General features: G+C 62.5%; 28 protein-coding genes and 1 tRNA gene. 20 read left to right on the top strand and 9 right to left on the bottom strand.

Annotated elements, in window-relative coordinates:
• The first annotated feature begins 320 nt into the window (after positions 1-320).
• Entirely contained in the window at positions 321-1685 is a 1365-nt protein-coding gene (locus MHY24_RS09770) for a CitMHS family transporter (RefSeq protein WP_239230274.1), read from the top strand.
• 35 nt (positions 1686-1720) lie between these two features.
• Here the strand turns inward: MHY24_RS09770 and MHY24_RS09765 are convergent.
• Together MHY24_RS09765 and MHY24_RS09760 are read right to left on the bottom strand one after the other, a co-directional pair.
• Positions 1721-1797 (bottom strand) — tRNA-Pro (locus MHY24_RS09765).
• Positions 1798-1875: 78 nt separating this feature from the next.
• Positions 1876-2766, bottom strand: coding sequence for a metallophosphoesterase (locus MHY24_RS09760; protein ID WP_204610443.1), 891 nt, complete (start codon positions 2764-2766; stop codon positions 1876-1878).
• 33 nt (positions 2767-2799) lie between these two features.
• On the opposite strand from MHY24_RS09760, the gene MHY24_RS09755 reads away from it, so the two are divergent.
• Positions 2800-3264, top strand: a complete 465-nt coding sequence (locus tag MHY24_RS09755; RefSeq protein WP_204610441.1) for a GatB/YqeY domain-containing protein — start codon at positions 2800-2802, stop codon at positions 3262-3264.
• A gap of 27 nt (positions 3265-3291) precedes the next feature.
• Here MHY24_RS09755 and MHY24_RS09750 read toward each other — a convergent pair whose 3' ends face one another.
• Positions 3292-5805, bottom strand: coding sequence for a transglycosylase domain-containing protein (locus tag MHY24_RS09750; protein WP_239230272.1), 2514 nt, complete (start codon positions 5803-5805; stop codon positions 3292-3294).
• A 144-nt stretch (positions 5806-5949) separates the two neighbouring features.
• Between MHY24_RS09750 and MHY24_RS09745 the strand changes: the two genes are divergently transcribed.
• From MHY24_RS09745 to MHY24_RS09730, 4 genes are read left to right on the top strand one after another with little or no spacing between them, the layout of a single operon-like run.
• Positions 5950-6273 (top strand): WhiB family transcriptional regulator, encoded by a 324-nt coding sequence (locus MHY24_RS09745; RefSeq protein ID WP_005323132.1) that lies wholly within the window; start codon positions 5950-5952, stop codon positions 6271-6273.
• A gap of 45 nt (positions 6274-6318) precedes the next feature.
• The gene (locus MHY24_RS09740; protein ID WP_005323131.1) at positions 6319-6477 is read left to right on the top strand and encodes a DUF4177 domain-containing protein; all 159 of its coding nucleotides are present in this window, start codon (positions 6319-6321) and stop codon (positions 6475-6477) included.
• Positions 6478-6936 carry a RidA family protein gene (locus MHY24_RS09735; protein ID WP_198492395.1) on the top strand — a complete coding sequence of 153 codons (459 nt, stop codon included), beginning with the start codon at positions 6478-6480 and terminating at the stop codon, positions 6934-6936.
• A gap of 18 nt (positions 6937-6954) precedes the next feature.
• Positions 6955-7770: an MBL fold metallo-hydrolase gene (locus tag MHY24_RS09730; RefSeq protein ID WP_204610435.1), complete on the top strand. Its 816-nt coding sequence runs from the start codon at positions 6955-6957 to the stop codon at positions 7768-7770.
• A 221-nt stretch (positions 7771-7991) separates the two neighbouring features.
• Here MHY24_RS09730 and glxR read toward each other — a convergent pair whose 3' ends face one another.
• The gene (gene glxR / locus MHY24_RS09725) at positions 7992-8675 is read right to left on the bottom strand and encodes a CRP-like cAMP-activated global transcriptional regulator GlxR (protein WP_005323128.1); all 684 of its coding nucleotides are present in this window, start codon (positions 8673-8675) and stop codon (positions 7992-7994) included.
• Between the two features lie 340 nt (positions 8676-9015).
• Between glxR and nth the strand changes: the two genes are divergently transcribed.
• From nth to MHY24_RS09705, 4 genes are read left to right on the top strand one after another with little or no spacing between them, the layout of a single operon-like run.
• Complete coding sequence (nth, locus tag MHY24_RS09720) at positions 9016-9672, top strand: endonuclease III (RefSeq protein WP_239230271.1); 657 nt, start codon at positions 9016-9018, stop codon at positions 9670-9672.
• Positions 9673-9681: 9 nt separating this feature from the next.
• On the top strand, positions 9682-10245 hold the full coding sequence (locus MHY24_RS09715; RefSeq protein WP_204610432.1) for a TlpA disulfide reductase family protein: 564 nt from the start codon (positions 9682-9684) through the stop codon (positions 10243-10245).
• On the top strand, positions 10242-10943 hold the full coding sequence (locus tag MHY24_RS09710; RefSeq protein WP_239230270.1) for a CoA pyrophosphatase: 702 nt from the start codon (positions 10242-10244) through the stop codon (positions 10941-10943). The genes MHY24_RS09715 and MHY24_RS09710 overlap by 4 nt, the downstream gene beginning before the upstream one ends.
• A gap of 57 nt (positions 10944-11000) precedes the next feature.
• Complete coding sequence (locus tag MHY24_RS09705) at positions 11001-12197, top strand: MarP family serine protease (protein WP_204610430.1); 1197 nt, start codon at positions 11001-11003, stop codon at positions 12195-12197.
• On the opposite strand, the gene MHY24_RS09700 is transcribed toward MHY24_RS09705, so the two are convergent.
• A complete protein-coding gene (locus tag MHY24_RS09700; protein ID WP_239230269.1) occupies positions 12194-13108 on the bottom strand; it encodes an alpha/beta fold hydrolase in 915 nt (304 codons plus the stop codon). The genes MHY24_RS09705 and MHY24_RS09700 overlap by 4 nt on opposite strands.
• Before the next feature lie 121 nt (positions 13109-13229).
• Entirely contained in the window at positions 13230-13736 is a 507-nt protein-coding gene (locus MHY24_RS09695) for a phage holin family protein (RefSeq protein WP_204611380.1), read from the bottom strand.
• A 105-nt stretch (positions 13737-13841) separates the two neighbouring features.
• Here MHY24_RS09695 and MHY24_RS09690 point away from each other — a divergent pair, with 105 nt between their 5' ends.
• Positions 13842-14558 carry an oxidoreductase gene (locus MHY24_RS09690; RefSeq protein WP_204610428.1) on the top strand — a complete coding sequence of 239 codons (717 nt, stop codon included), beginning with the start codon at positions 13842-13844 and terminating at the stop codon, positions 14556-14558.
• Here the strand turns inward: MHY24_RS09690 and MHY24_RS09685 are convergent.
• A complete protein-coding gene (locus tag MHY24_RS09685; protein WP_239230267.1) occupies positions 14555-15436 on the bottom strand; it encodes an HAD family phosphatase in 882 nt (293 codons plus the stop codon). The genes MHY24_RS09690 and MHY24_RS09685 overlap by 4 nt on opposite strands.
• A gap of 460 nt (positions 15437-15896) precedes the next feature.
• Between MHY24_RS09685 and ssd the strand changes: the two genes are divergently transcribed.
• The 8 genes from ssd to MHY24_RS09645 are packed head-to-tail and all read left to right on the top strand — an operon-like array spanning position 15897 to position 20765.
• A complete protein-coding gene (ssd, locus tag MHY24_RS09680; RefSeq protein ID WP_239230256.1) occupies positions 15897-16964 on the top strand; it encodes a septum site-determining protein Ssd in 1068 nt (355 codons plus the stop codon).
• Complete coding sequence (locus MHY24_RS09675; RefSeq protein ID WP_239230254.1) at positions 16961-18139, top strand: TadA family conjugal transfer-associated ATPase; 1179 nt, start codon at positions 16961-16963, stop codon at positions 18137-18139. The genes ssd and MHY24_RS09675 overlap by 4 nt, the downstream gene beginning before the upstream one ends.
• The gene (locus tag MHY24_RS09670) at positions 18132-18920 is read left to right on the top strand and encodes a type II secretion system F family protein (protein ID WP_239230242.1); all 789 of its coding nucleotides are present in this window, start codon (positions 18132-18134) and stop codon (positions 18918-18920) included. Before MHY24_RS09675 ends, MHY24_RS09670 begins: the two co-directional genes overlap by 8 nt.
• On the top strand, positions 18917-19513 hold the full coding sequence (locus MHY24_RS09665; protein ID WP_204610422.1) for a type II secretion system F family protein: 597 nt from the start codon (positions 18917-18919) through the stop codon (positions 19511-19513). Before MHY24_RS09670 ends, MHY24_RS09665 begins: the two co-directional genes overlap by 4 nt.
• Positions 19514-19537: 24 nt before the next feature.
• Positions 19538-19726, top strand: a complete 189-nt coding sequence (locus tag MHY24_RS09660) for a DUF4244 domain-containing protein (protein WP_005327144.1) — start codon at positions 19538-19540, stop codon at positions 19724-19726.
• A 55-nt stretch (positions 19727-19781) separates the two neighbouring features.
• Positions 19782-20096: a hypothetical protein gene (locus MHY24_RS09655; RefSeq protein WP_239230276.1), complete on the top strand. Its 315-nt coding sequence runs from the start codon at positions 19782-19784 to the stop codon at positions 20094-20096.
• On the top strand, positions 20089-20415 hold the full coding sequence (locus tag MHY24_RS09650) for an Rv3654c family TadE-like protein (protein ID WP_005323100.1): 327 nt from the start codon (positions 20089-20091) through the stop codon (positions 20413-20415). The genes MHY24_RS09655 and MHY24_RS09650 overlap by 8 nt, the downstream gene beginning before the upstream one ends.
• A complete protein-coding gene (locus tag MHY24_RS09645) occupies positions 20412-20765 on the top strand; it encodes a hypothetical protein (protein WP_239230240.1) in 354 nt (117 codons plus the stop codon). Before MHY24_RS09650 ends, MHY24_RS09645 begins: the two co-directional genes overlap by 4 nt.
• 201 nt (positions 20766-20966) lie before the next feature.
• Here the strand turns inward: MHY24_RS09645 and MHY24_RS09640 are convergent, their stop codons facing one another.
• Positions 20967-23330 (bottom strand): DEAD/DEAH box helicase, encoded by a 2364-nt coding sequence (locus MHY24_RS09640; protein ID WP_239230238.1) that lies wholly within the window; start codon positions 23328-23330, stop codon positions 20967-20969.
• Between the two features lie 175 nt (positions 23331-23505).
• On the opposite strand from MHY24_RS09640, the gene MHY24_RS09635 reads away from it, so the two are divergent.
• Positions 23506-23709: a cold-shock protein gene (locus MHY24_RS09635; RefSeq protein WP_204610420.1), complete on the top strand. Its 204-nt coding sequence runs from the start codon at positions 23506-23508 to the stop codon at positions 23707-23709.
• Positions 23710-23739: 30 nt separating this feature from the next.
• On the opposite strand, the gene MHY24_RS09630 is transcribed toward MHY24_RS09635, so the two are convergent.
• Entirely contained in the window at positions 23740-24369 is a 630-nt protein-coding gene (locus tag MHY24_RS09630; protein ID WP_239230236.1) for a DedA family protein, read from the bottom strand.
• Positions 24370-24601 lie beyond the last annotated feature (232 nt).

Genomic DNA, 24601 nt, shown 5'->3' with positions numbered 1-24601 from the left:
TTTGGCGGTATTTCATGGTCGAAGCTGGAATATCCCTTTGGATAAGTGAAATAGTACTAATAACAGCACGCCAGACCAGCTAGCCGTACAACCTCACCAACACATCCTGTCGTTTAGGCCTGCTTTTGCTGAGGGTGGGGACTTTCTCAAGCCGTGCGAAGTGCTTCGTGGTGACGATTATCTATAGGAAATTCAATTTAAACCGGTGTGGGCTTCGGGGGTAGTAGTAGCGTTGTCGATAGCTGGGGTTTAATCTGAGTCACACTCGCCTACTTTCGTAGCGTAGGACATGGTGAGTTGTCGACTTATTAAGGAGCACTATGCAGACCTCGCTCGGGCTCACGGCCATGGGCCTCATCATCATTTTCGTGACGGTGGGAATTTTGATCCGCGGCCGAGTAAATCCCATTATCCCCATGACCCTGGTACCCGTAGTTGGCGCCTTAATATGTGGATTTGGTCTAGGTGAAATATCTGACTTTTTCAGCGAGGGCTTAAATTCCGTTATCAACGTCGTGGTGATGTTTATCTTCGCCATTATCTTCTTCGGCATTTTGCAAGACGTTGGCCTATTTACTCCAGTCATTCGTACGCTCATCAGGGCCACCCGGGGAAGGATCATGGCCGTAACGCTGGGCACTGCGGCGATTGGTGTAGTAGCGCACCTTGATGGATCGGGTTCTACCACTTTCCTTATCACTATCCCGGCTCTCTTGCCGCTCTACCGTGCGCTGAATATGTCGCGCTACGTGCTCATCACCATTGTGGCGATGGCTGCCTCGGTCATGAACATGGTTCCTTGGGGCGGCCCGCTGGGCCGCGCCGGTGCTGTGGTCGATCAGCAGCCCAATGCCATCTGGGTCCAACTCCTGCCTATTCAAGGCGTGGCGATTGTGCTGGTATTCCTCTTGGCTGCGCTTTTGGGGTGGTGGGAACAGCGCCGCGTTGCGGGGCTACGCGAAAGCGGAGAACTAGCGGGTGGTACTGCAGTGGACGTGAATGCGTTGGCGGATGAATTCGCTGCTGCACAGGCACGTGAACAGCATAAATTGGGCTACCACTTCCGCGAAGGGCGCTGGGTAACCGTGATCAACATTGTCGTTGCACTTGCCGTTTTAGTGGCCTTGCTCTCGGGCATAGTCCCGCCCGCCCCAGCCTTCCTCATCGCCACGACCATCACTTTGGCAATCAACTTCAGTGGACCAATGGAGCAAGGGGAGGCCCTGCGGCGTCACGCGCCCAATGCCTTGGCCATGGCAGGCGTCATCCTTGCCGCCGCGATGTTCTTGGGCGTCCTCAATGAAACCAAGATGCTTGAGGAAATCGCACTGACATTAGTGAACGTTCTACCAGAGGGCGTCGCACCACACCTGCACGTGATTGTGGGATTCTTTGGTGTGCCACTTGATTTGTTGACCTCGACGGATGCTTATTACTTCTCAGTGCTTCCAATTGTTCAAGGCACCGTTGAGAGCTTTGGAGTCAGCGGTATGGGTGCAGCCTGCGCGCTCATTATCGGCAATGTGGTGGGTACCTTCGTCTCACCCTTCTCGCCTGCACTTTGGCTGGCGCTGGGTCTTGCGGAAGGTCAGATGGGTAAATACCTCAAGCTGGCTTTCCCAATTGCGTGGATTTTCTCCGCCATCTTGGTTGCCGTGGCGCTATTTACGGGAATGCTGGCGTAACAACGAAAAAGGCCCGCAGCAAAGCTGCGGGCTGTTGGTCGGGATAACAGGATTTGAACCTGCGACCTCTTCGTCCCGAACGAAGCGCGCTACCAACCTGCGCCATATCCCGGCGTTCCGCCTTGAAAAGCGGTACCTGGATACTTTAACGCAAGCTGAGCGCAATCAACAAAACGGCAGGTGGCCGGGTTTAGTCCACCTCGGTGATTTTCAGCAGAGTGGCGGAAGGGCGGCAGAAAAGGCGTACCGGGGCGAATTTGGAGGTGCCCAGACCATTGGAAACATGCATCTTCATCGGGCCGAAGTCGTGGAGGCCCTGCACGCGGTCGCGGTCGATGCCGCAATTGGTTACCAGTGCGCGGGAGCCGGGCAGGCAGATTTGGCCGCCGTGAGTGTGTCCAGACAGCGAGAGTTGGTAGCCGTCGGCCGCGAACTTTTCCAGCACGCGGGGCTCGGGGGCATGGAGGAGCGCCAGGGACAAGTCGGCGTCCTCGTTGGGCGGGCCGGCGATTTCGGAGTAGTCATCTAGATCATGGTGGGGATCGTCCACGCCGGCGACGGCAAGGCGGACATTGCCCACCTTGAATTCATGGCGGGCCTGGTTGGCATCGCGCCAGCCGTGCTCCAAGAAGGCGGCGCGCATACCGCGCCACGGCAAGTCCACATAGGAGGGCTCGCGCTTTTTGCCCAGCAGGTACTTGAAGGGATTGACCGGCTGCGGTGCCCAGTAATCATTGGTGCCGAAGACGAAGAGGCCGGGGCGAGCCAGCAAAGGACCGAGAGCGCGCAACGTATCGGGAACGGCCTGCTGGTCGGAGAGATTATCGCCAGTGTTGACCACGAGGTCCGGCTCTAGGGCGTCGAGGGCAGAAACCCAGGCAATCTTGGTCTCCTGGCCGGGGATCATATGCAGATCGGACAGATGCAGCAGCCGAAATTCCGACTTACCGCGCAGCGTGCCCTTGGGCAGGAGGGGGAGCGTATATTCCTTGAGCTCGAATTTGGTCAGTTCGCTATAGCCCCATGCCGCGGCGCCCAGGCCGGCAGCGGTGAGGCCGCCAAGAATACGTAAAAGTTTCACGGCTACCACACTACCTGGCGTACATTGATAGGCATGAGCGAGCTAAAGCAAACCATCCGTGCAGATCTGAAAACCGCAATGAAGGCCAAGGAGAAGCAGCGCACCAGCGCCATCCGCGCCTTGCTGGCCGCCATCCAGGCCGAGGAGACCAATGGCTCCCGGCATGAGCTGGAGGACGCCGATATCCTCAAGGTGATTGCGCGCGAGATTAAAAAGCGCCGCGAGTCCGCCGAGGTCTATGAGGAAAACGGCCGTCCGGAGCTGGCGGAAGCCGAGCTTGCCGACGTCCCCTTCTTCGAGGCCTACCAACCCCGCCAGCTGGACGAGTCCGAGCTTAAGGCCCTAGTGAAGGACTCTATCGCGGAGGTAGAGGCCGAAAACGGCGAAGCACCCACCATGAAGCAGATGGGTGCAGTAATGAAGGTGGCCAATGCCAAGGCCGCCGGCCAGGCAGATGGCAAGCGCCTGTCCGCTGAGGTCAAGTCCCAGCTGAGCTAAAGCGGACGAGACCGCAACGGGCGAGGCTTAGCGGCCAAGGAGGCTGCGGACATCGTTAGCAAAGCTATCGATGTCCTCTTGGCGGATGCCAAAGTCTTCCGGCGAGAACCCGCCGCCGGTATCGGTACCGCCACCGTCGTTGCCCGTTCCGCCGCCTGTGTCGCCAGTCGAGCGGCCCGGGCTCGTAGCACCGTCGGCATTACCGCCGCCGGTGCTATTTTGTGCGCCGGTGGAGTTGGCGTCGGCCACGCCGGAGGAGGGGGATTGGGATGCCCCGGCGCCGTCGGAAAGCTGCAGCGTAATCTCCGCGCCCTTCTTCTTGCCATCCTTGCCGGTAATCGCGCGAACCACGCGGCCATAAGGAACATTGCCGCCGATAACCCGGGAGGTCTTGACCACGTAGCCCTTGGACTCCAAGGTCTGGCGGGCCTCGGCCTCGGACTTGCCGCGCAGGCTATCAAGGGTCTTATCGGCCGTGGTGCCGTTGTCGTACTTCTTGTTGTAGTTTGGCAGGCCGGCCTTGGTAGCTATCGGCAGCTGCGTAGCCATGCTGAAGAAGGTCTGCGCCGGCTCCAAGCCGCCGTAGAGGTTGCCCCAACCCGCGCACTGGCGCACCGGGCCGGTACACAGCGGGACGGTGGAGGTGCCATCGTTATAGATATACGGCGCGGCGGAAATGCCCTCGTTGAATCCCAAAAATGCGGAGGACTGGTTGGACTCGGTGGTACCGGTCTTGGCCGCGATAGGGCTGGAGTAACCGGCCGCCTGGGCGGCATTCTTGGCCGTGCCTTGCTTGGCGTCCTCGGACAGGGCGTTGCTCATCGCGCGGGCTACGTCCTTATCAACGGCCTGCTCACACGGGGTTTCCTTGAGATAGACCTCGTTGCCTTCCTTATCCGTGACTTGGGAGATGGGGTTGGGCTCGCACCACTTGCCATCCGCGGCCAGTGTGGCGCCGACATTGGAAAGCTCCAGCGGGTTGACCTGGTCCGGGCCCAAGGTGAAGGAGCCGGAGTTGGCCTCCTTGGTGTGCTGGGCAATCGAGGTGTCTTTATCAAAGCTGCCCTTGTCATCGTAGGAGCGCAGGCCCAAACGCACGGCCATATCGACGATGGGTGCCACGCCTACCTGCTCCGTGAGCTTGATAAACGGCGTATTGGGGGAGTGCGCCAGCGCTTCCTGTAGCGTCATCGTGGCCTTATAGGCACCAGCGTTTTCCACGCAGTAGCGGTCCGCTGGGCAGCCGGCGGCGCCACCATGGCCTAGGCCCTCCGCTTCGTAGCGGGTCGGCACATCCACGGTGTTTTTGATGCCATAGCCCGCTTCGAGCGCGGCCGCGGCGGTAAAGACCTTGAAGACGGAACCTGCACCGTTGCCCACCAAGGAGTAGGGCTGCGGCAGGATGGTCTCATTTTTATCCAGGTCCAGGCCGTAATCGCGCGAGGAGACCATGGCTAGCACCTTGCGGTCCGACCTGCCGGGCTTGATGACGTTCATGACTTCAGCCACGCCTTGGGCATCCGGGTTGGTATGGTTTTGGACGGACTCGAGGGCCTTATCCTGCACCGTTGGGTCCAGCGTGGTTTTGATGGTGTAGCCGCCGCGCGCTAGCTGCTCCTCGCTAATGCCCTTCTTATCCAGGTATTTCAGTACATAATCACAGAAGAAACCGCGGTCGCCGGCGCCGATGCAGCCATTGGCCAGCGTTTTGGGCTTCTTGCCGACGCCCAGCTTCTCCCCCTTATATTTATCCGCTTCCTGTTGCTTGATATGGCCGTTATCCGCCATGGATTGCAGGACTAGGTTGCGCCGCTCGGTTACTTCCTCGGCGTTGGTATAGGGATTGAGGCGCTCAGAGGATTGGACCATGCCAGCCAGCATCGCTGCCTGCGGCACCGTGAGGTCAGAAGCGTGCGTGCCGAAGTAAGTGCGGGCCGCCGCCTCGACGCCATAGGCATGGTTACCAAAAGATACCAGGTTGAGGTAGTTGGTGAGGATGTCATCCTTATCCAATTCCGCATCCATCTTGGTGGCCATGCGCATCTCGCGCAGCTTGCGGGCCACGGATTGCTCGGTGGCCGCGGCGCGCTCTTCATCGGTGGTGGCAGAGACCAGCAACAGGTAGTTCTTGACGTACTGCTGATCGATGGTGGAAGCGCCCTGGGAGACGCCGCCCGAGGTTAGGTTGGTCCACAGTGCGCGGAAGTTTCCCTGGAAGTCCACGCCTTCGTGATCATAAAAGCGCTCGTCCTCAATGGAGACGATGGCGTTTTTCATGGCCTTAGAAATCTTCTTGCTCTCCACCGGGTGGCGGCGCTGGCTGAAAACATAAGCCATGTCCTTGCCCTTGGCGTCTTTGATCGTGGTGACGCCTGGGATATTGCCGGCAGTCAGATCTTGCAGGTCAGATTGCATGGTTTCGTTAGTGCGGGCAATCGCCACACCGGAAATGCCCGCGAAGGGGGCAAGAGCCAGGGCGATGAGCGCGCCTACCAAGACCGTAGACAGGGCTATCTTGGCCAAAGATTTGATGACAGTCACGTCCCATACCCTACGTGGTCGCCCTTGGTAGGTGGAAGATCACTCGCACCCCCTAAAGTGTGACGTGTTAGACAATCTTCTACCTGGATGAATAGACTTAGATGCGTTACATAGTATTCCGTCTGGGAAGGAGCACACTCACCCATGACCGTTCGTGTGAAGACTGCTGGAATGTCTAATACAGCCCGAAATCCCGAGCGTGGTGAGTGGGTCACCCAGGCCAAATGCCGCAAGGGCGACCCAGATGCCCTCTTCGTTCGCGGTGCGGAACAGCGCAAGGCGGCCGTCATTTGCCGCCACTGCCCGGTACTGACCGAATGCCGCGCTGACGCCCTGGATAATCGCGTCGAGTTCGGTGTGTGGGGCGGGCTGACCGAGCGCCAGCGCCGAGCTCTGCTGCGCAAGAACCCCCACATCACGGATTGGGCCCACTACTTGGCTCAGGGTGGCGAGCTCGTCGGGATTTAAGAATTTAGACGGCGTGGGGCGTATTTAATAGTTAGAATGGGCCCCATGACTAAATGGGAATACGCAACCGCACCTGTCCTTACCCACGCCACCAAGCAGATCCTCGATTCTTGGGGTGAAGATGGCTGGGAACTGGTCACCGTCACCCCGGGTCCTAACCCGGAAAACGTCGTGGCCTACTTCAAGCGCGAGGTGGCAGAGTAAATGGGCTTTCATGCTCGCTTGCGGGAGCTGGGGTATGAGCTACCGGGCGTCGCCAAGCCGCTAGCGTCCTATGTGCCGGCCGTACGCGTGGGTGATCAGGTCTGGACTTCTGGCCAGCTTCCCCTCGTGGAGGGCGCCTTGCCGCTAACCGGCAAGGTTGGCGCCGAAGTCACCACGGAACAGGCCCAGGAACAGGCACGCATCGCGGCGCTCAATGCGCTCGCTGCTATCGATGCCGAAGTTGGTCTGGACAATGTCTCCCGCGTGGTAAAAATCGTGGGGTTTGTGGCCTCCGATCCGGCCTATGCCGACCAACCGGTAGTTATCAATGGTGCCTCCGATTTCATCGGTGAGGTCTTTGGGGATGCTGGAAAGCATGCTCGCTCTGCCGTGGGCGTAGCTGCGTTGCCTAAAAACGCCCCGGTAGAGATCGAACTAATCGTAGAAATTGCTGCTTGATCGGATAGGCTAGTAACTATGGAGCACCCCGCATATAGTCAATTGCGTCCCGTCAGCCAATCCGTTGGCGTAGTCCTTTGTGATAACCCCAGCTACACCGCCCTTGAGGGCACGAATACCTGGATTATTCGCGCCGCCGAAGACTCTCGGGCGATTGTCGTGGATCCCGGTCCCGAGGATGAAGGCCATCTCAACGTTGTGCACCGCAACGCAGGTGAGGTGGCTTTGATTTTGATTACCCACCGCCACGATGACCACGCTTCGGGCGCACAACGCTTGCGGCAGATGACCGGCGCCCCCATCCGCGCCTTCGATCCGAGCTACTGCAATGGTGCCGAGGCCCTTCAGGACGGCGAGCACATCTCCCTCGATGGCATCACCCCAAGTCTCGAGGTCGTGCACACCCCAGGCCATACCGCGGATTCCACCTGCTTTTTTGTGTGGAGCGGTGAGGTAGGAAATTCCCGCCTCGAAGGCATTATCTCCGGTGACACCATCGCCGGCCGCCACACCGTTCTGCTTTCGGAGACGGACGGTAACTTGGCTGATTACCTGCAGACCCTCGACACCTTGGAAGAGCGCGGCAAGGATATTGCGCTGTTCCCAGGACACGGTCCGGACTTGGATGACACCTCGCAGGTGGCCCGCAAGTACATTGACCGCCGCCACTACCGCCTTGACCAGATTAAGGAGATCCGCTCCCGCCTAGGCGATGATGTGGATTTGAATACCCTGGTCAACGAGATGTATGACGACGTGGACCCGGTGCTGCGCCACGCTGCGGAGCAGTCCACGCGCACCGCGCTGAAGTACTTGGACGGCGAGGCTAAATAAGCCTGTCTCCGTTCGCCCCTCTTCCTCTTTGGTGGGGAGAGGGGCTTAACTGTGTTTGTGGGCTGAGGCAGGAGGAGCGCAGGGCCGACGTATGGCCGCGGTGGGGCCCGCAGGCGGTGCGGAGTGGAGCGTACCGTGGCCACAAGTGCGGTGCGGAACTGGTTAAAAGGGGGTAAAACCAGCGAAACCCCGCCGGAGCGGGGTAGCGAACTGGCGCGGTCTTAGCGAGCGCGGCGGGCGAGGTGCTCGGTATCGACGATGAGCACGGACTTGCCTTCGAGGCGGATCCAACCGCGGTGCGCGAAGGTGGCCAGCGCCTTGTTGACGGTCTCACGGGAAGCGCCCACCAGCTGGGCAATCTCTTCCTGGGTGAGGTCGTGGTTCACGCGCAGGGCGCTGCCTTCCTGAACACCGAAACGGTTAGCCAGCTGCAGCAAGGTCTTTGCCACGCGGCCCGGAACGTCGGTGAAGATGAGGTCAGCCAAGTTGGCGTTGGTGCGGCGCAGGCGGCGAGCCAGCACGCGCAGCAGCTGCTGGGCGATTTCGGGGTGGTCACCAACCCACTTCTTGAGCAGCTCGGAGTTCATGGTGGCGGCCTGAACCTCGGTCACACACACTGCGGAGGAGGTGCGCGGGCCCGGATCGAAGATGGACAGCTCGCCAAACATATCGGATGGGCCCATGACCGTCAGCAGGTTTTCGCGGCCGTCCGGGGCGTGGCGGGCGAGCTTAATCTTGCCCGAGGTGATGATGTACAAGCGGTCACCGGGCTCGCCTTCGTCGAAGATGGTGGTTCCGCGCGGGTAGCGCACGGTCTCCATCTGCTCGATAAGGTGCTGCACTGCAACGGGATCAACGCCTTGGAAGATTCCGGCGCGGGAGAGGATGTCCTGTACGCCTTCCACGTTTTACTCCTTGGATGTCGACTACGAAAGTCCATAGATGAGCCTGTGCCACATCTGGGTGCGGTCTTTCATGCACTCGACAATGCGGAACAAGCGGGGTCACTGTGTAACGCGTTTCATCTTACAGTGTAATTGGTCACTTTTGGTACTTCACAGAAATTTTGTCACACTATAGAAACTCTACTCGTGCTAGTGCACGGTTCAGGCCAGCAGTTTTGCGGCCTAGTCAGCAAAAACGACTGCCTCGAGCTTTTCCATCAGGAGGGCGAAAAGGGCGATGGCAAGTGGTACCAGAATCACGAGTGAAATCATGTTTTCCTAGTCTACTAAGCTAAACCCCATGAATTCAGCACTGTCAGCGGCCAGCGCGCCGGAGCTACGCGCACCGGAAGTAAATCGGCGTTTGGCGCAGGAATATCCGGATGCACGGTGTGCCTTGGATTATGACTCCCCGCTGCAGCTGCTCATTGCCACCGTTCTTTCCGCACAATGCACGGATGAACGCGTGAATTCGGTGACCCCTGAACTCTTTGCCCGCTACCCCGAGGCGGCAGATTATGCGGCTGCGCAGCGTTCGGACTTGGAGAGCATCCTGCGGCCGTTGGGCTTTCAGCGCGCCAAGGCGGGTCACCTTTTGGGCATCGGGGAGAAGCTGGTGGCAGATTTTCAAGGCGAGGTCCCGCGCACGGTCAAGGAACTGACCAGCTTGCCCGGTGTTGGTCGCAAGACCGCACTGGTGGTGCTCGGAAATGCCTTCGGGATTCCTGGGCTGACCGTGGATACGCACTTTAGCCGCCTCATGCAGCGGCTCGGGCTGACGGGGGAGAAGACCCCGGTCAAGATTGAGCGGGACATCGCTAAGCTCGTGTCGGAGGAAGAGTGGACGATGTTTTCGCACCGCGTCATCTTCCACGGGCGTCAGGTCTGCCATGCGCGCACGCCGGAGTGCGAAGCATGTGTTCTGCGGGATATGTGTCCAGCCGCTCGTGGGCGCTAGGCTAACGGTATGAAGAACTACGTCCTTGGCACGGTGATTGCCGCGATCCTCATCACCGTCATTGCGGTAGCTGGGGTCTCGCAGTTGCGGGGTGGGGACGGATCCGAGGAGGCGTCGCCAAGCGAGGCTTCCCCGCAAGAAGTCCCGCAGCGCCCAGACTGCCCGGCCGGCACTGTGGCTGGGGTAGAGCTGGAGTGCCTAGGCGGTGCGGCCGCCGGAAAGCCGGCCGATGAGGGCGTATCCGTGGTTAACGTGTGGGCGTGGTGGTGCGAGCCGTGCCGCGCGGAGCTTCCCTATCTGCAGGATGTGGCGGAAGCGCACCCGGACTGGCAGGTCGTAGGCGTGCACGCGGATAAGAACGCGGGAAATGGTGCGGCCTTCTTGAATGACCTGGGCGTGGAGCTGCCGAGCTTCCAGGATTCGGATAATAAGTTCGCCGGTGAGCTGGGCCTGCCGGGCGTGGTGCCGGTGACGGTGGTGCTCAAGGACGGTGAGGTGCGCAAGCAATTTGCGCAGCCGTTTAGCTCCGTAGCGGAGATTGAAAAGGCCGTGGAGGAGGCGATTGCGGCATGAGCCAACTCCTTCCCGAGCGCACGCCAGAATGGCTCAAGCCGGCGCTGGGGGTAGACCCCAGCCAGGTGCAAGAGCTCATTGGCAACCGCCAGGCTTCGTCCCTCAATGGCACCAATGTGCAGGTGCCGGTCAAGCGGGAAGCGGCCGTGCTCATGCTGCTGAGCGGTGAGAGCGCGGAGGAGGCCAGCATCTTGCTCACCCATCGATCGCCGTCCATGCGCTCGCACTCGGGCCAGATTGCCTTTCCCGGGGGCCGCCGAGATCCCGCCGATACCTCCCTGGTGGATACCGCGCTGCGGGAAGCCTGGGAGGAAACGGACCTGCAGCGCAACTCCGTGACCCCGCTGGAGCAGTGGGAGCAGCTGCATATCCGCGCCACCGGCAATCCGGTGAGCCCCATTTTGGCGCATTGGACCCAGCCGGGGGAGGTCTATCCCGCCAGCCCCGATGAAACCGATGACGTGTTTCTCGTGCCTATCCGGGAGTTGGCCGATCCGCGCAACCGCTTCATGGTGGGCTTTAGAAAGTGGCAAGGACCAGCATTTCACGCCAATGGTTACGTCATTTGGGGTTTTACCGCCGGCGTGCTCTCGGCACTATTGCAGCACGCTGGGTGGAGCGTTCCATGGGATAACAATTCAGTCATGGACCTGCGTGACTCCCTCACAAACTCCCGCAATAATGAGAAGATGTCCTAACCGCTGGTGCCGCGGTACGCATACGTCTTAAACCCCAGATAGAAAGAACCCATAGCCATGACTCCTGCGCTCATCGTTGACGGCCTGATTGTGGTCGCCGTCCTCATTGCGCTCCTGAGTGGGTGGCGCAATGGCGCCCTCGCGGCGGTATTGGCCTCCATTGGTGTGGGCGCTGGGGTAGTGCTAGGCATTGCCGTGGCCCCGGCCGCCCTGCGCTTGGTGGATCAGCCCTCGCTGCGCTTGCTGCTGTTAGTGGGAATCCTGGTGCTTTTTGTGGGCGTCGGGCAGCTTATCGGATCCTCGTTGGGTGGCAGCGTGCGCGATCGCATGAAGGCGCGCAAGACGCAGCGTCTTGATTCCGCCGTGGGTGCGGTTTTTCAAGCCTTTGCCGCCTTGGTGGTTATTTGGCTCATTTCTATCCCCGTGGCCACCAACTTAGGTGGGGTGGCCGGCCAGGGCCTGCGCGATTCCCGCATCTTGGGCAAGCTCAACTCGGCCGCACCGGCGCAGGTAGCGTCGCTGCCCAATGGGGTGGCGGCGATGCTCAACGAGTCCGGCCTGCCGCCGCTAGTCTCGCCGTGGCAAAACTCGATTAGCACCGAGGAAGTAGAAGAGCCGGACCCAGACGTGCAGGATCCGGAGATGGTGCGGCGCATGCGGCCGTCTATCATTCACGTGCTTGGCGACGCCGAAGAGTGCTCCCGCCGCCTCATGGGTTCCGGCTTCGTGGCGGCCGATGACTACGTGATCACCAATGCTCACGTAGTGGCCGGCACGCAGACCGTGCGCTTGGATACCAAGGTGGGCCTCAAGGACGCGACCGTGGTCTACTACAACCCGGATGTGGATGTGGCGGTGCTGCACTCGCGCGACCTGGGCATCGATCCACTGCCATGGGCCCAGGCCCCGGCCCAGACGGGCGATGATGCCATGGTTATGGGCTTCCCGCACTCCGGGCCTTTCGACGCCGAGATGGCGCGCGTGCGCGATCGCATCACCATTTCCGGCCCGGATATCTACTCGCATGGTCGCGTGGAACGCGATTCCTACACCGTGCGCGGCAAGATCCAACAGGGAAATTCCGGCGGGCCGCTGGTCAACACGGCCGGCGAGGTCCTCGGCGTGGTCTTCGGCGCCTCGGTGGATGATTCCGAGACGGGCTATGCCTTAACCGCCGATGAGGTCAACGCCCAGATCGGGGAGATCACGCGGCTTACCCACCCGGTAGATACCGGCGAGTGCGTGGCGCACTAGCTATGTTCTTGTAGCCACGCCGCCAACCTGGCAACGAAATCCGCTGGTACTTCCAGGTGCGGAAGGTTCTTCGCGCCGGGGACGGTCGTGGCGGTAAATCCGCGGCGGGCGCGCAGGGCGGCGCGGCGGACCACGGGGTTCCACAGTCGCTGCTGGGCGTGGATGAAAAGTACGGGACGCTCTACTGCCAGTTCCACCCAGGTCAAGGGAACCACGGCGGTGCGCATGCGGTGGTTCCACAGGATTCCACGGCGGACGCTGCCGATGCGGGAGGCGCGCAGGCGGAGATCGAGGATGCGGTCTAGGGTGGCGTCGGCAAGCAAAGGCCCCGTATCCAGCTCCAGCTCTTTGCGGTAGGCGCGCGGGCTAAGCAGTAGGTTCTGGGCGCGGGTAACGCGCGGCAGGCGGCACAGCAGCGAGCGCAGGTTAATCCAGCCAAAATCCCACGGCCGGGCGGCAATCGCGCGGCGCAGATCTACCGGGTGGGCGGCGGAAATGGAGGCCAGGCCGCGCACCCGCTCAGGGCGTTCTGCGGCCAAACACCATGCCACCGCGCCACCCGTATCGGCGCCCACCACAAAGGCATCGTCATGGCCCAAGGCCTGAATGAGCCCGCTAATATCGCCCACCAAGGTGCGGATATCCTGCCCCGCATCAATGGGCGGCTTATCGGACATACCAAAGCCTCGCATATCCACGGCCGCGACGTGGAAGCCGCGTTGGGCAAGCGGCGCTATGACGTCCTGATAATCGAACCACCCGCCAAAAGCGCCGTGGATGAGCACCACGAGTGGCTGCGTGCTATCGCCTGCCGTGGCGACGTGGAGGCGGATGCCGCGGGTGTGGACGAACTCATGCGCATAAGGTCCATCCAGCTCCACCGTTGAGGGAGGCAGGGGTGCGAAGGCCATGGTGCCGCCTTTCTATAGTTGGGGCAGAAACGGTAGAGAAAAGGGGGAGGAAGTACACAAAATCCGCCCCAGGCTAGCTAGGGCGGATAGAGGGGTGCACGTACGCGTGGCGCCTGCCGGTTTAGGTGTAGAGGCCGTGGGTGTTCTTACGGTCCAGGGACTTCTGCGCCTTGCCCGGAACCAGGTTCTTGAGCTCCTTGGTGGAGTCAATGGTCTTTTGCGGGGCCTTGACCTGCTTGACATTTTTCAGACCAACGAAGGCCAGGATGCCGGCGAGGACGATCATGATCAGGAAGACGATCAGGAACGCTGCCCAGCGGTCCAGCCAGATGGCGAGGAGCTCAGCCAGGAAGAAGAAAAAGAAGAAGGAGCTATACAGTGCGATGGTGCCTGCGCCGCCGAAGAGGCCTGCACCGATGCCGCCCTTCTTAGCAGACTCTGCCAGCTCGGTCTTGGCTAGCTCCACCTCGGAGCGTACGAGCTGGGACATCTGCTCGGTGGCGTTGGAGACCAGCTGGCCTACCGAGGTCTCGGACGAGGACGTATCCACGTCACTCAAAGGGATCGAGTTCACCTTCGGTGCAAATTGATCAGTACCGTCGGTAAAAAGTCCGTCGTTGCTCACGATTAATTCTCCTCGCGTTTATCTAAACCTTGTAATGTCCCCAATAATAATGGAATCACTATTATCCCATGGTGCCACGCATACTTAGGGACTTCCACGGCTATCCTAATGGATATGTCAGAAAATGACGCGTTATCCCCGCTGTTTCGCCTGCCGGGGGTGAAAGAAAGTGCAGAAAAGGCCGCCGCTGCCATTGCTCGTGCACACCGCCGACCTGCAGGATTGCGCAAGTTTGAGGTTATCTCTGCGGAGTCCCTTATGCGCGGCGCCCGTGCCAGCGTGGCGCTGGACGGCCACGCCATCCCCCCACATCCGGGACCAGAAGATATGGAAGAAGGGCCGCTGGCCAGCGCAGTCAGCGCCTATTCCGTGGCCGCCCCGGAACTCTTAGAAGCCACGGTGCGCTCCTTTGCTAGGGCACCGCTGCAGGTACTGGCGCGCATTGACGTCGCGGCCGGCGGTACCGGCATTCCGGCCGGCGAGAGTGCGCGCTTGCAAGGGCTGGGCCGGCTCATCGCGCAGGGTGGCGGCCCTGCCTTCGATCTCTTGCTGCCGAGCGTGGTCCATGCCGAGATTGCCGCCGGCGAGTTCTTCGGCCCTCGCAGTGGCCTCGTCGCCCGCGTTGCCTCCCGCCTAGCCGCGGTGCATACGGGCTTTGACCCGCGCGGTTTCGCCGTGCCCGAGGTCTACTACACCCGCCACCGCGCCGAGTATGCCGCCGCGGTGGGCAATTACCGCACCGCGCTTGCCGACGCCCTCTTAACCCACCTCGCCGCCTGGACCGCCGGCGGCAAAGAAGCCGACGCGATTGCCCGCGCGGCCTAGGAGGCGCGCCGTGGGCCCCGCTTGGGCGGGCCGGGGCGGCCCGGGTGCTGGGCGAGCCACAGGCCAGCGCCGATAACTGCCGCGGTACCCGCCAGAACGGAGGCGCCGATTCCAATTTCTTTGGCGGTCGGTGCAGGCAGGAGCGGCTCTGGGTCCTTAAAGGAGCGGATCTCCCATTGGTGGGTGAGAGCGTGGCGCTTTAGTTGCTTGTCTGGGTTGACGGCGACGGGGTGGCCTACCTTTTCCAGCATCGGGATATCGGTAGCGGAATCCGAGTAGGCGTAGCTGGCATTAAGGTCGAGGTTTTCTGCCGCTGCGGTCCGCTCCAGGGCCTCTGCCTTATTAGGGCCCTTGCAGTAAAAGAGCACCTCCCCGGTAAAACGGCCGTTTTCTTCTGCCAATTCGGTGGCGATGACGTGCTCGACGCCGAGTTCCTCTGCGATGATGTCCACCAGTACGGCCGCGGAGGCAGAGACGATGACCACGTGGTGGCCAGCGGCGCGGTGGGCGCGGATGAGTTCGCGGGCCTCGGCATAAATGGAGGGTGTGACCACGTGATGCATGGTGTCGCGGGCGATGGCGCGCACCTCGTCCACGGACCACCCGGTGACCAGTGCGGTGAGTTGGTCGCGGGTGGAATCCATGCCTTCGCTGGTCAGGCCGGAAAACATATAGCTGGCCTTAGCAAGTGAGAGCTGCAGCGCTTCGGCCGGCGAGATGAGCCCGTTGTGGAGGAACTCACGGCCAAACGCATAGGCCGAGGAGGTGGCGATGATGGTCTTATCCAGATCAAAAAACGCCGCGGTGCGTGCGGGGTCGCCGCCAGCGCGGGTAGTGGCTGCGCGGCGGGGATGACGGGGCTCGCGGGAAGTAGTCATGATGTGCTGCCGAGTGTAGCCGCCCTAAGCGCTTGGTGGTGTAGAAGTGGCTGACGTTATCGGTGATTTGTATGTCACAAATGTGGGATTGGGAACCCGCGTGGGGGTGGCGCTGAGTGAACATGCATTCGGTGCAGGTCAGCGCCGTGACCGTGGAAATCTGCTGTTAGCTGTTGTGATTGGGTGGCGAACATGTCATAATAATGCGTGCAAGGCCCCGATATACTGTGCGGCCTGCCCCGGCTCACCCCCCGAGGCCGGGTTACTGACGGCCCGCGCGCACACCCCCCCCGATGCGCGGGCCGTCACCTATATCTACCGCCGTGTGGTGCGGGTTATCCACAGATTTTTGGTTGAAACGACAACCAAATCGCGCCTACATGGTGACGTCTGGCGGGTTATCCACAGCGTTGCTGCCAGAGCCTCGCTGCGGTGGCGCGACTGCTTCAGGCTATGAGGCATGAACGCACTACACCCTGATTCCGCCGTCATCGTCGTCGCCATTGGTGACGAAGCGCTGCGCGCCGAGGCCGTTCACGCCGCGGCTGCGACCAGCCACGATGTGCTGACCGTAACCGATCCCCGCGATATCCCTCGCAGCCTGCCCGGCGCCTATGCGGTGCTGGTTGATTCCCTTATGGCCCGCGTGGTGGCAGCAGCGCGGCGCACCCACACTGCGTCTGCGCCCGTGCTTTTCCTGGCCGCGGACCCCGGACCGATTGATTACGAGGCGGCGCTCGCCTGCCACGCGGAGAGCGCCTTTATCATCCCCGCCCAGGTGAAGGAGTTGCTGGCGAGCATTGCCGCGGCGGGCGCGCCGCAGGAAGCGCGGCCGGGCAGTGCGACCATCGCAGTGGTGGGCGCGAGCGGTGGGGTGGGTGCTTCTACCTTCGCGGCCGCGCTGGCCCGCACCCAGTGCGCAGCCGACGGTCGCGCATTGCTTATCGACGCCCACCCATACTCCGGCGGCCTCGACCTCCTGCTCGGCGTAGAAGCGGAACCGGGGGCGCGCTGGCCGGAGCTTACCGTGGGCGATGGCAGCATCGATGCCGCCGATCTCTACCGCGCGCTGCCATCCACGCCCGATGGGGTAGCGGTGCTCTCGGCCGCGCGCAGCACCGTCGCGGATCCCTTCCGCTTGGACAAGGACCTGCTTGCCCGGGTGGTAGGGGCGGCCCATGCGGGCGAAGGGGTATGCGTGGTGGATTGCACCCCGGAGACCATCCCGGATGCCTGTACCCACGTGGTCATCGTGGTGGCCGCGGAAGTGCGCTCGGCCGCGTCGGCCGCGCAACTTTTGGCGCGTCTCGATGCCGCGCGGCGCAGGTGCGTGGTGGTGCTGCGGCAACGCCAGTGGGCGTCGTTAAGCGCGGCGGAAGTAGAACGCATCGTCCACAGCACGGTGCTGGCAGAATTGCCGACGCTCCGGGGCCTCACCCGCGCGGTAGAAATCGGCGGCCTGCCGCAGCGCCTCCCCGCACCCTTGCGCAAGGCCGCCCGCGCGGTCCTCGAGGAGGTCGGCGCATGAGCGAGCATAAAGCAGCACAAGAAACGCTGGAAAAGATGCAGCGCATCATTGCCGCCGAGCCCGAATTGGTGCATGATGCGGCAGCCCTGGCCCGGCGCATTCGCGCAGAAGCCGGCGTGATTAGTGACGTCGCGGTGCTTGACCTGCTGCGCCGCCTGCGCCAAGACGCCACCGGGATGGGCCCGCTCGATGCGGTGCTGGGGCGCGAGGGTGTCACAGACGTCGTAGTCAACGGGCCACACGCGGTATTCATGGACCGCGGCGAAGGCCTCGAGCGCACCGATATCACCTTCCGCGATGATGCCGAGGTCCGCCAGCTGGCCAGCCGGCTTGCGGCAGCTTCAGGCACGCGCCTCGATGATGCGCAGCCCTTTGCCGATGGCCGCGTCACTCGCCCCGATGGTGTCGTATTGCGCGTCCACGCACTGCTGAGCCCGCCCGCAGTGGCCGGGACTTGCCTGAGCCTGCGCGTATTGCGCCAAGCGCAGACCACCCTGCCCCAGCTTGTAGACAATGGCACGCTGCCAAAAGACATCGCGGCGCTGCTGCGCGCCGTGGTGGACAAACGCATCTCCTTTCTAGTCATCGGCGGCACTGGTTCCGGCAAAACCACCCTGCTCTCCGCGCTGTTGGGAACCGTCTCCGAGCGCGAACGCATCCTCGTTATCGAGGACACCGCCGAGCTCTCCCCACACCACCCGCATTGCGTCAGCGTGGTCTCGCGCCGGGCCAACGCGGAAGGAAGCGGCGAGGTCACGATGTCACAACTGCTGCGCCAAGCGCTGCGCATGCGGCCGGACCGCATCGTGGTGGGAGAGATCCGCGGCCGCGAGGTGGTGGATCTCCTCGCCGCGCTCAACACCGGCCACGACGGCGGCGCCGGCACGCTGCACGCCAATTCCCTGTTTGAAGTCCCAGCCCGCATGGAGGCTCTCGCCGCCCTCGGCGGCGTGGACCGCGCGGCGCTGCATTCGCAATTGGCGGCGGCTGTGCACATGGTGCTGACCATGGAGCGCACCCCGCAGGGCCGCCGCCTCGCCCATATCGGCCTGCTCGAGGGAAACCCAGTGATCCCGCGCATCATCTGGAGCGCCGAAGATGGCCCGGCAGACGGCTTCGCGGAATTCTCCGCGCAGCTGCTGGGAGAGCATGCCGGGGAGGCCAGCCGTGCTTAGTTACCTCATCCTTGCCGCTGCGCTGCTTATACCCGCGCCCTCGAGTGCCGGCCGCCTGGCCTCGGCCACGCGCCGGGCACAGACCAGCTCCGTGGTGATCCTAGGCGCGGTCTTTTGCGGCAGCCTGGTCTTCTACTCGGTGGGCCGCATCAGTATCGCCATCGCCGCCGCCATTATCGCCTGGTGCGTGTCCTGGTACGTCAAAGACTTAGTGGCCGCGCGGGCGGAGCGGCGCGGCCGCGAGGGGCTGGCCGCTTACCTGGGCGTGGTCACCGCGGACCTGCGTGCGGGGGCGACCTTGGCCGGTGCGCTCGCCCGCGGCGTGGAGTCCCTGCCAGCTACCACCCCGCGCGAGGTATCCGCCGCACTAGAGTCCACGGCCGCCCTTGCCGCGAGCGGTGCGCCGCCGCACATGGCGCTGATAGATCCGCAGGGCGGCAAGGCTCTGCCAGAGTTTCACCGCTTGGGTCACTTATTAGAGCTTTCCACCTACCACGGCATAGCGGTGGCCAGGTTGCTCGACCAAGCCCAAAGCCGCCTCGACGCTTCCCGACGCCACCAGCAATCCACCGCCGCTAGCCTGCAAGGCCCCCAAGCCACCGCCACGGTGCTCGCATGCCTGCCCATAGCCGGCATCGCCATGGGAGGGGCCATGGGTGCTAACTCGCTCGGATTCCTTTTAGGCGGCGGATTAGGCGGCATGCTCCTCGTGGTTGGCGTGGCGCTGGCCTGCGGCGGATTCGCCTGGTCGCGCGTCATCATCCGGAAGGCGGCCGCATGACCCCGCTCATCTTTATCGCCCTCGCCGCCCTTATTGGCCTGCCGCCGCACACCGCCCGCCTGGCACCTGCCAGCGCAACCGAGACCACCGCCAAGACCCCGCGCGATGGCCCGACCGCACGCGGGGGACTGATAAGCAAGCTCAAGCCCGCCGCACCGCTGGATCCACTGGCAGTAGCTGGCGACGTCGAGCTCTTCGCAGCGTGCCTGGCCGCAGGGCTTTCCGTACATGGCGCCACCACCGCGGTGGCCCGCACCGCGGATGCCCAGACTAAGGAACTGTGGGAGACCGTCGCCGCGCTGCTCGGCGTGGGCGTTCCCGCGCACTCCGCGTGGGGCCACATGAAGGGCCATGCGGGGCTGGAGGACTTAGCGCAGCTTGTCATCATGTCGGGCCAATCCGGCGCCACCATCGCGGCCGGGTGCCATCGAATCTGTACTTCTTTGCGCGCGGAAGCATCCGCTCATGCCACGGCGCAGGCGGAGCGCGCAGGAGTATTTATCGCCCTCCCGCTGGCGGTGTGCTTCCTGCCAGCATTCATCGTTCTAGGACTTGCGCCCGTAGTTATCAGTTTGGGCGCACAACTTCTCTAAACCTCACATGAAAGGACACTAATCATGCACGCACTAAATAAGTATTCCCAGCTCATCCGCAATGACGAGGGGATGAGCACCATCGAATATGCCATGGGATCTTTGGCGGCCGCTGCGCTTGCCGGGGTGCTCTACATGGTCATCAACGGCGGCGGGGTGGTCGATGCCATCGAGGGCATCATTACCGACGCCCTCTCGAATACCCCGAGCTAGCGCCGCTCTCTAACCACGGCCGGCGGGCCCAACCCGCCGGCAGAAAGGAGGAATGATGCACAGGGTATTTGATGACGATGGCTCCGTGACCATCGAGGCCGCCTTGGCTTTAAGCTCCCTGGTCTTGGTCGCGGCGGGAATCGTGGGTGCCATTGCCACGCTGGCATCCTATATCGCCGCGGTGGACATGGCGGGCGCGGCCGCGCGTTCGCACGCCATCGGCGTCGAATACTATCCCCCGCGCGAGGATGCCCAGGTCAGCGTGGAAGAAAGTGGTGGTTTGGTGAGGGCGTCGGTAAGCGTCGATGCCCCCGTCGGCACCATGCGCTCCGAGGCGGTATTTCCGGCCGAGGTAGGCGGAAATGAGTAGGCCGAGGCGCTGCGGCGAGGAAGGCTATGCCACCATTGCCGCGGCCGGTATCATCGTCGCCATAGTGAGCCTGCTGCTTATCGTGGCGGCAGTGGGCTCGCGCGTGGCCGCGCGCCACGAGGCCCAAGTGGCGGCCGACCTCGCGGCGGTTGCCGGTGCCTGGGCCCTCGCTACGGGTGAAGATGCTTGTACCGCCGCGCGCGATACCGCCGAGCTTAACGACGCCACCTTAGAAACCTGCACCGAATCCGGCCGCGACGTCATCGTCACCGCTGCGGTCCGTGGCCGGTCCACTCAAGCGAAGGCGGGGCCGGTATGAGCTGGCAGGAAGCAGTAGTGCGCCTTATCCCCACCGCAGTGGCAGCCGTAGCAGGCTTCATTGCTTGGCGGGAATATCGCCGAAAGGTACGCGAAGAAATCAAATCGGATCATAGGCGGGAACAAGATAGATGGTGGGGAATTGTGCAGTGGTGTATCGATAAGACTGACTCGGCGGAAAGAGCCGAAAAAATTACTGGATGGTATTTTCTCCCCACAATTCTGGGATTATTATCGGACGTTGAAGGAGATTCCCCTTTTATCAACACACTGTGGGATTTTGCCCAAGAGTTTAAAGAGGGTGAGCTCGACAAATCTGCCCCGAAAAAAGAAAGAGGCGATGCTCCATGAGACATCCGCAAGGCTCGCCTTTTTATGAGCCGGATCCGGAAGTGCGGCGCACTCGCGCACGTGCAGCGGCGGAAATTCAGCGCATAATTTTGGAGCGGTTCCCTCATCGGCGTGAGGAGCTGTTGCAGCGCAGCGCGGACTATGAACACGCGCGGGCGCAGCGAGTAAATGAAGAAAAAGGCAAAACCGCTTAAGTTGAGGCTAGCCCTGCGTCATGGTGACCAGCGCACCCAGTAGCTTGATGGCGCCGTCCTTGCTCAGCGGATTGTTTCCGTTTCCGCACTTGGGCGACTGGACGCACGACGGGCACCCGGCTTCGCACGGACAAGAGCGCACCGCCTCGAAGGTAGCCGCGATCCATTCGGGGAAGCGGCGGAAGCCTTCCTCCGCAAAACCGGCGCCGCCGGGGTGGCCGTCGTAGACAAAGACGGTGGGCAGCTGCGTATCGGGGTGCAACGCGGTGGAGACGCCGCCAATGTCCCAGCGGTCGCAGGTGGCGATAAGCGGTAGCAGGCCGATGGCGGCGTGCTCGGCCGCGTGCAGCGTGCCAGGAGTATCGGAGGCCGTCACACCCATGGCGGAAAGCGCCACCGGATCGATGGTGTAGGCCACCGCCCGGGTGACCAGGCGCTGTTCGGGGAGATCGAGGGGGATATCGTCGCCAATGGTGCCGTCGGCAAGCCGCACCTGGTAGCCGGTGACGCGGTCGGTCACCTCCACCTCCACGTCCGCCACCCACAGTCCTGGGGAGTAATTGACCAAGTTATCGGCCTCGCGCAGGATGCGGATATCCGTGGTGGAGCGCGGAGTCGTGGAATAGTCCGGGGCCTCGGGCCGGGCCAGCGCCAGGTAATCGCTGAGGATGAGCTCCTCGATGACAAAACTTTCGCCCTGGTGCAGGTACACCGCGCCGGGGTGGACTTGGCTGGTAGCGCGGGCAGCATCGATGGTGCCGAGCAGGCGGCCGTCGGAGGAATCTACGATCATGACTTCCTCGCCCGCCCCGCCGCGCAGCGAAACCGCAGTATGTGCCGTCTCCGGGGAGAGCTCCTCCGGCGCATGGGCAGGGATGGGCACGGCGAACCAGCCGCGCTCGCGGCGGCGCAGCAGGCCGGATTCGGCCAGCTGGTGGACCACGTCTTGGGCGCCCCAGGCGGCAATCGTGGCATCATCCAGCGGCTTCTCCACCGCGGCGCAATAGACGTGGCCGAAGAGGATATACGGATTGGCCGGGTTGAATACGCTGGCCTCCACGGGCCGACCCAGCAGGGCCTCGGGGTGGTGGACCAGGTAGGTATCCATCGGCTCATCGCGGGCGATGAGCACTACGAGCGAGCCCTGCCCGCGGCGGCCGGCGCGCCCGGCCTGCTGCCAAAAGCTTGCGACGGTCCCCGGGAAACCGGCCGTGACCACAGCATCGAGCCCACCGACGTCGATACCCAGCTCGAGGGCGGAGGTGGTGGCGACGCCGAGCAAGGAGGCGTCGTCAAGCGCGCGCTCCAACTTGCGGCGGTCCTCGGCCAGGTAACCGGCGCGGTAGGCGGCGATGCGCTGGGCAAAATCGGGCCGGCCGAGGCTACCGGAGAGCACCTCGGCCGCGCGCATGGCTACTACCTCGGCCGAGCGGCGCGAACGCACAAAGGTCATGGTGCGCGCGCCCTCGGCGATGAAGGAGGCCATCATCTCGGCCGCCTCGGTGGTGGCGGCGCGGCGCACCGGCGCCCCGTGCTCGCCCTCGGCGCCCTCGATAAAGCCCGGCTCCCATAGCGCCACGGTGCGCGCGCCGGTGGGCGCGGTGTCCTCCGTAATCGCGCGGGCGGGCCGGCCGGTAAGGCGCTGCGCATGCCGGCCCGGGTCCTTCATAGTGGCCGAGGCATAAATTACCGTCGGCCGCGAGCCATAGTGCGCGCACAGGCGCAGCAGGCGCCGCAGCACCAGCGCCACGTTCGCGCCAAAAACGCCTCGGTAGGAATGGCATTCATCGATGACGATGAACTCCAGGTGCCGCAGCAGCCGCGCCCACCGCGCGTGCGCCGCCAGCAGCGACATATGCACCATATCCGGGTTGGAGAAAATGAACCGCGAATGATCGCGCACGCCCGCGCGGGATTCCTGCGGCGTATCGCCGTCATAAGGCGAGGGCACCACGCCCTTGAGCGCCGGAATGCCCCGGCACAGCTCGAGCACCGCCTGCAGCTGGTCAGATCCCAGCGCCTTGGTGGGGGTGAGATACAGCGCGCAGGCGGTCGGCTCCTGCGCCAGCCGGCTCACAATGGGCAGCTGGTAGCCCAGGGACTTACCCGAGGACGTACCGGTAGAAATCACCGCATCCTCGCCGGCCCAGGCCGCCTGCGCCAGCTCGGCTTGGTGGCTATACAGCTTGCCGACGCCCCCATCTACCAGCTTTTCCTTCAATTCCGGCAGCACCCATTCGGGCCACTCGGCATACTGTGCGCGCTGCGGCGGCAGGGTGGTGTGAAATGTGAGAGTGGACTCATCGAGGCGGCGCTGGATGAACTCGAGGAGCTCTTCTCCCAGAGGATTATCCGTTTCCGGGTGAGCCATTTTTACCCCCTCGTGGGTTAGGCCTATCGCTTTGGCGTGGAACGTGTCACACTGATATGAGGCCAATGATGTCTTGGTGCGGTGTTTACACTTTAAGGTACTGCTAAAGGACGCATTTACCGAACCCCTCGGCGCGGAATCGCCGCACCGCCAATCAAGAAAAGGACTGCACACCATGGCACAAGGAACCGTTAAGTGGTTTAACTCTGAAAAGGGCTACGGCTTCATCGAACGCGCGGACGGCGAAGGCGATATCTTCGTCCACTACTCCGAGATCCAGGGCAGCGGCTTTCGCACCCTAGAAGAAAACCAGCAGGTCACCTTCGAGGTAGGCTCCGGCCCGAAGGGCGAGCAGGCCCAGTCCGTGTCCGTAGTTTAGGCGGCCGGTTGCCTCGCTCAGGTCTTCCCGCTACGGCGTTTCGGCGTAGCCGCGCCGGGTATCCCACCACTCGGTGAACTTATTCTGCAGTTTCTGCAGGCCCACGCCGATGACCACGGCGGCGATGATGCTGACCACCACCGCCAGCACCGGCGAATTGGAAAAGGCCATGCCGCCCAGGTAGCCAATGGCGAGCGCTTCGGCCGCCCAGAGCGCGACGCCGATGGTGTCGAAGAAGACAAAGACGAGCCACGGGAAGCGCATCGACCCCAGCAGGATGGTCATAAACAGGCGCGCTGAAGGAATGAAGCGGGCAATAATAATGGCCGCACCGCCGCCGCGGCGCATATTGCGCTTGACCCACTTGAGCCCCTCGTAGGCCTTCGATCCCTTAGGTACGCGCTGGAGCAGAGGCATGAAGCGCGTGCCCAGCAGGAAACAGAGATTATCGCCCATCATGGCGGCAATGAGCGCCACGAAAAACATGGTGGGCAGGTGCGGAAAGCCCTGGGAGCCGGACCAGGCGCCGGCCATATTGAGCGGGATTTCAGAAGGCAGCACGGGGAAGAAGCAGTCACCAAAGATCAGTACGCCCACCAGCGGGTAGATCCACTCTGTGGACATGACGGATTCGATCCACATAGTGATGGTGTCAACCATGAATACTCCCCGGGCGTCGTCTTGGGTGTGCTATTGTGCCCCACAATGCTTTCACAGCTACTGGGCGTTCTAAGTAGGCCAGTATAGACCCGTTCCGTGGGGGTACATAGTGCCCCTGAAAACGGCCTTTTGGCAGAACCGCGTATATGGTGCGAGAAAGGAAACGCAGATCAACTGTGTACGCTAGGGGCGATTGCTGAAAGCGTGCATACCTTATTGTTCGCATCATCGA

It is taken from the genome of Corynebacterium sp. ACRPQ (genome assembly GCF_022347225.1).
Taxonomy (GTDB): Bacteria; Actinomycetota; Actinomycetes; order Mycobacteriales; family Mycobacteriaceae; genus Corynebacterium; species Corynebacterium tuberculostearicum_D.
Note: the sequence above shows the minus strand (reverse complement) of the source record. Positions and strands in the feature narration are given on the sequence as shown.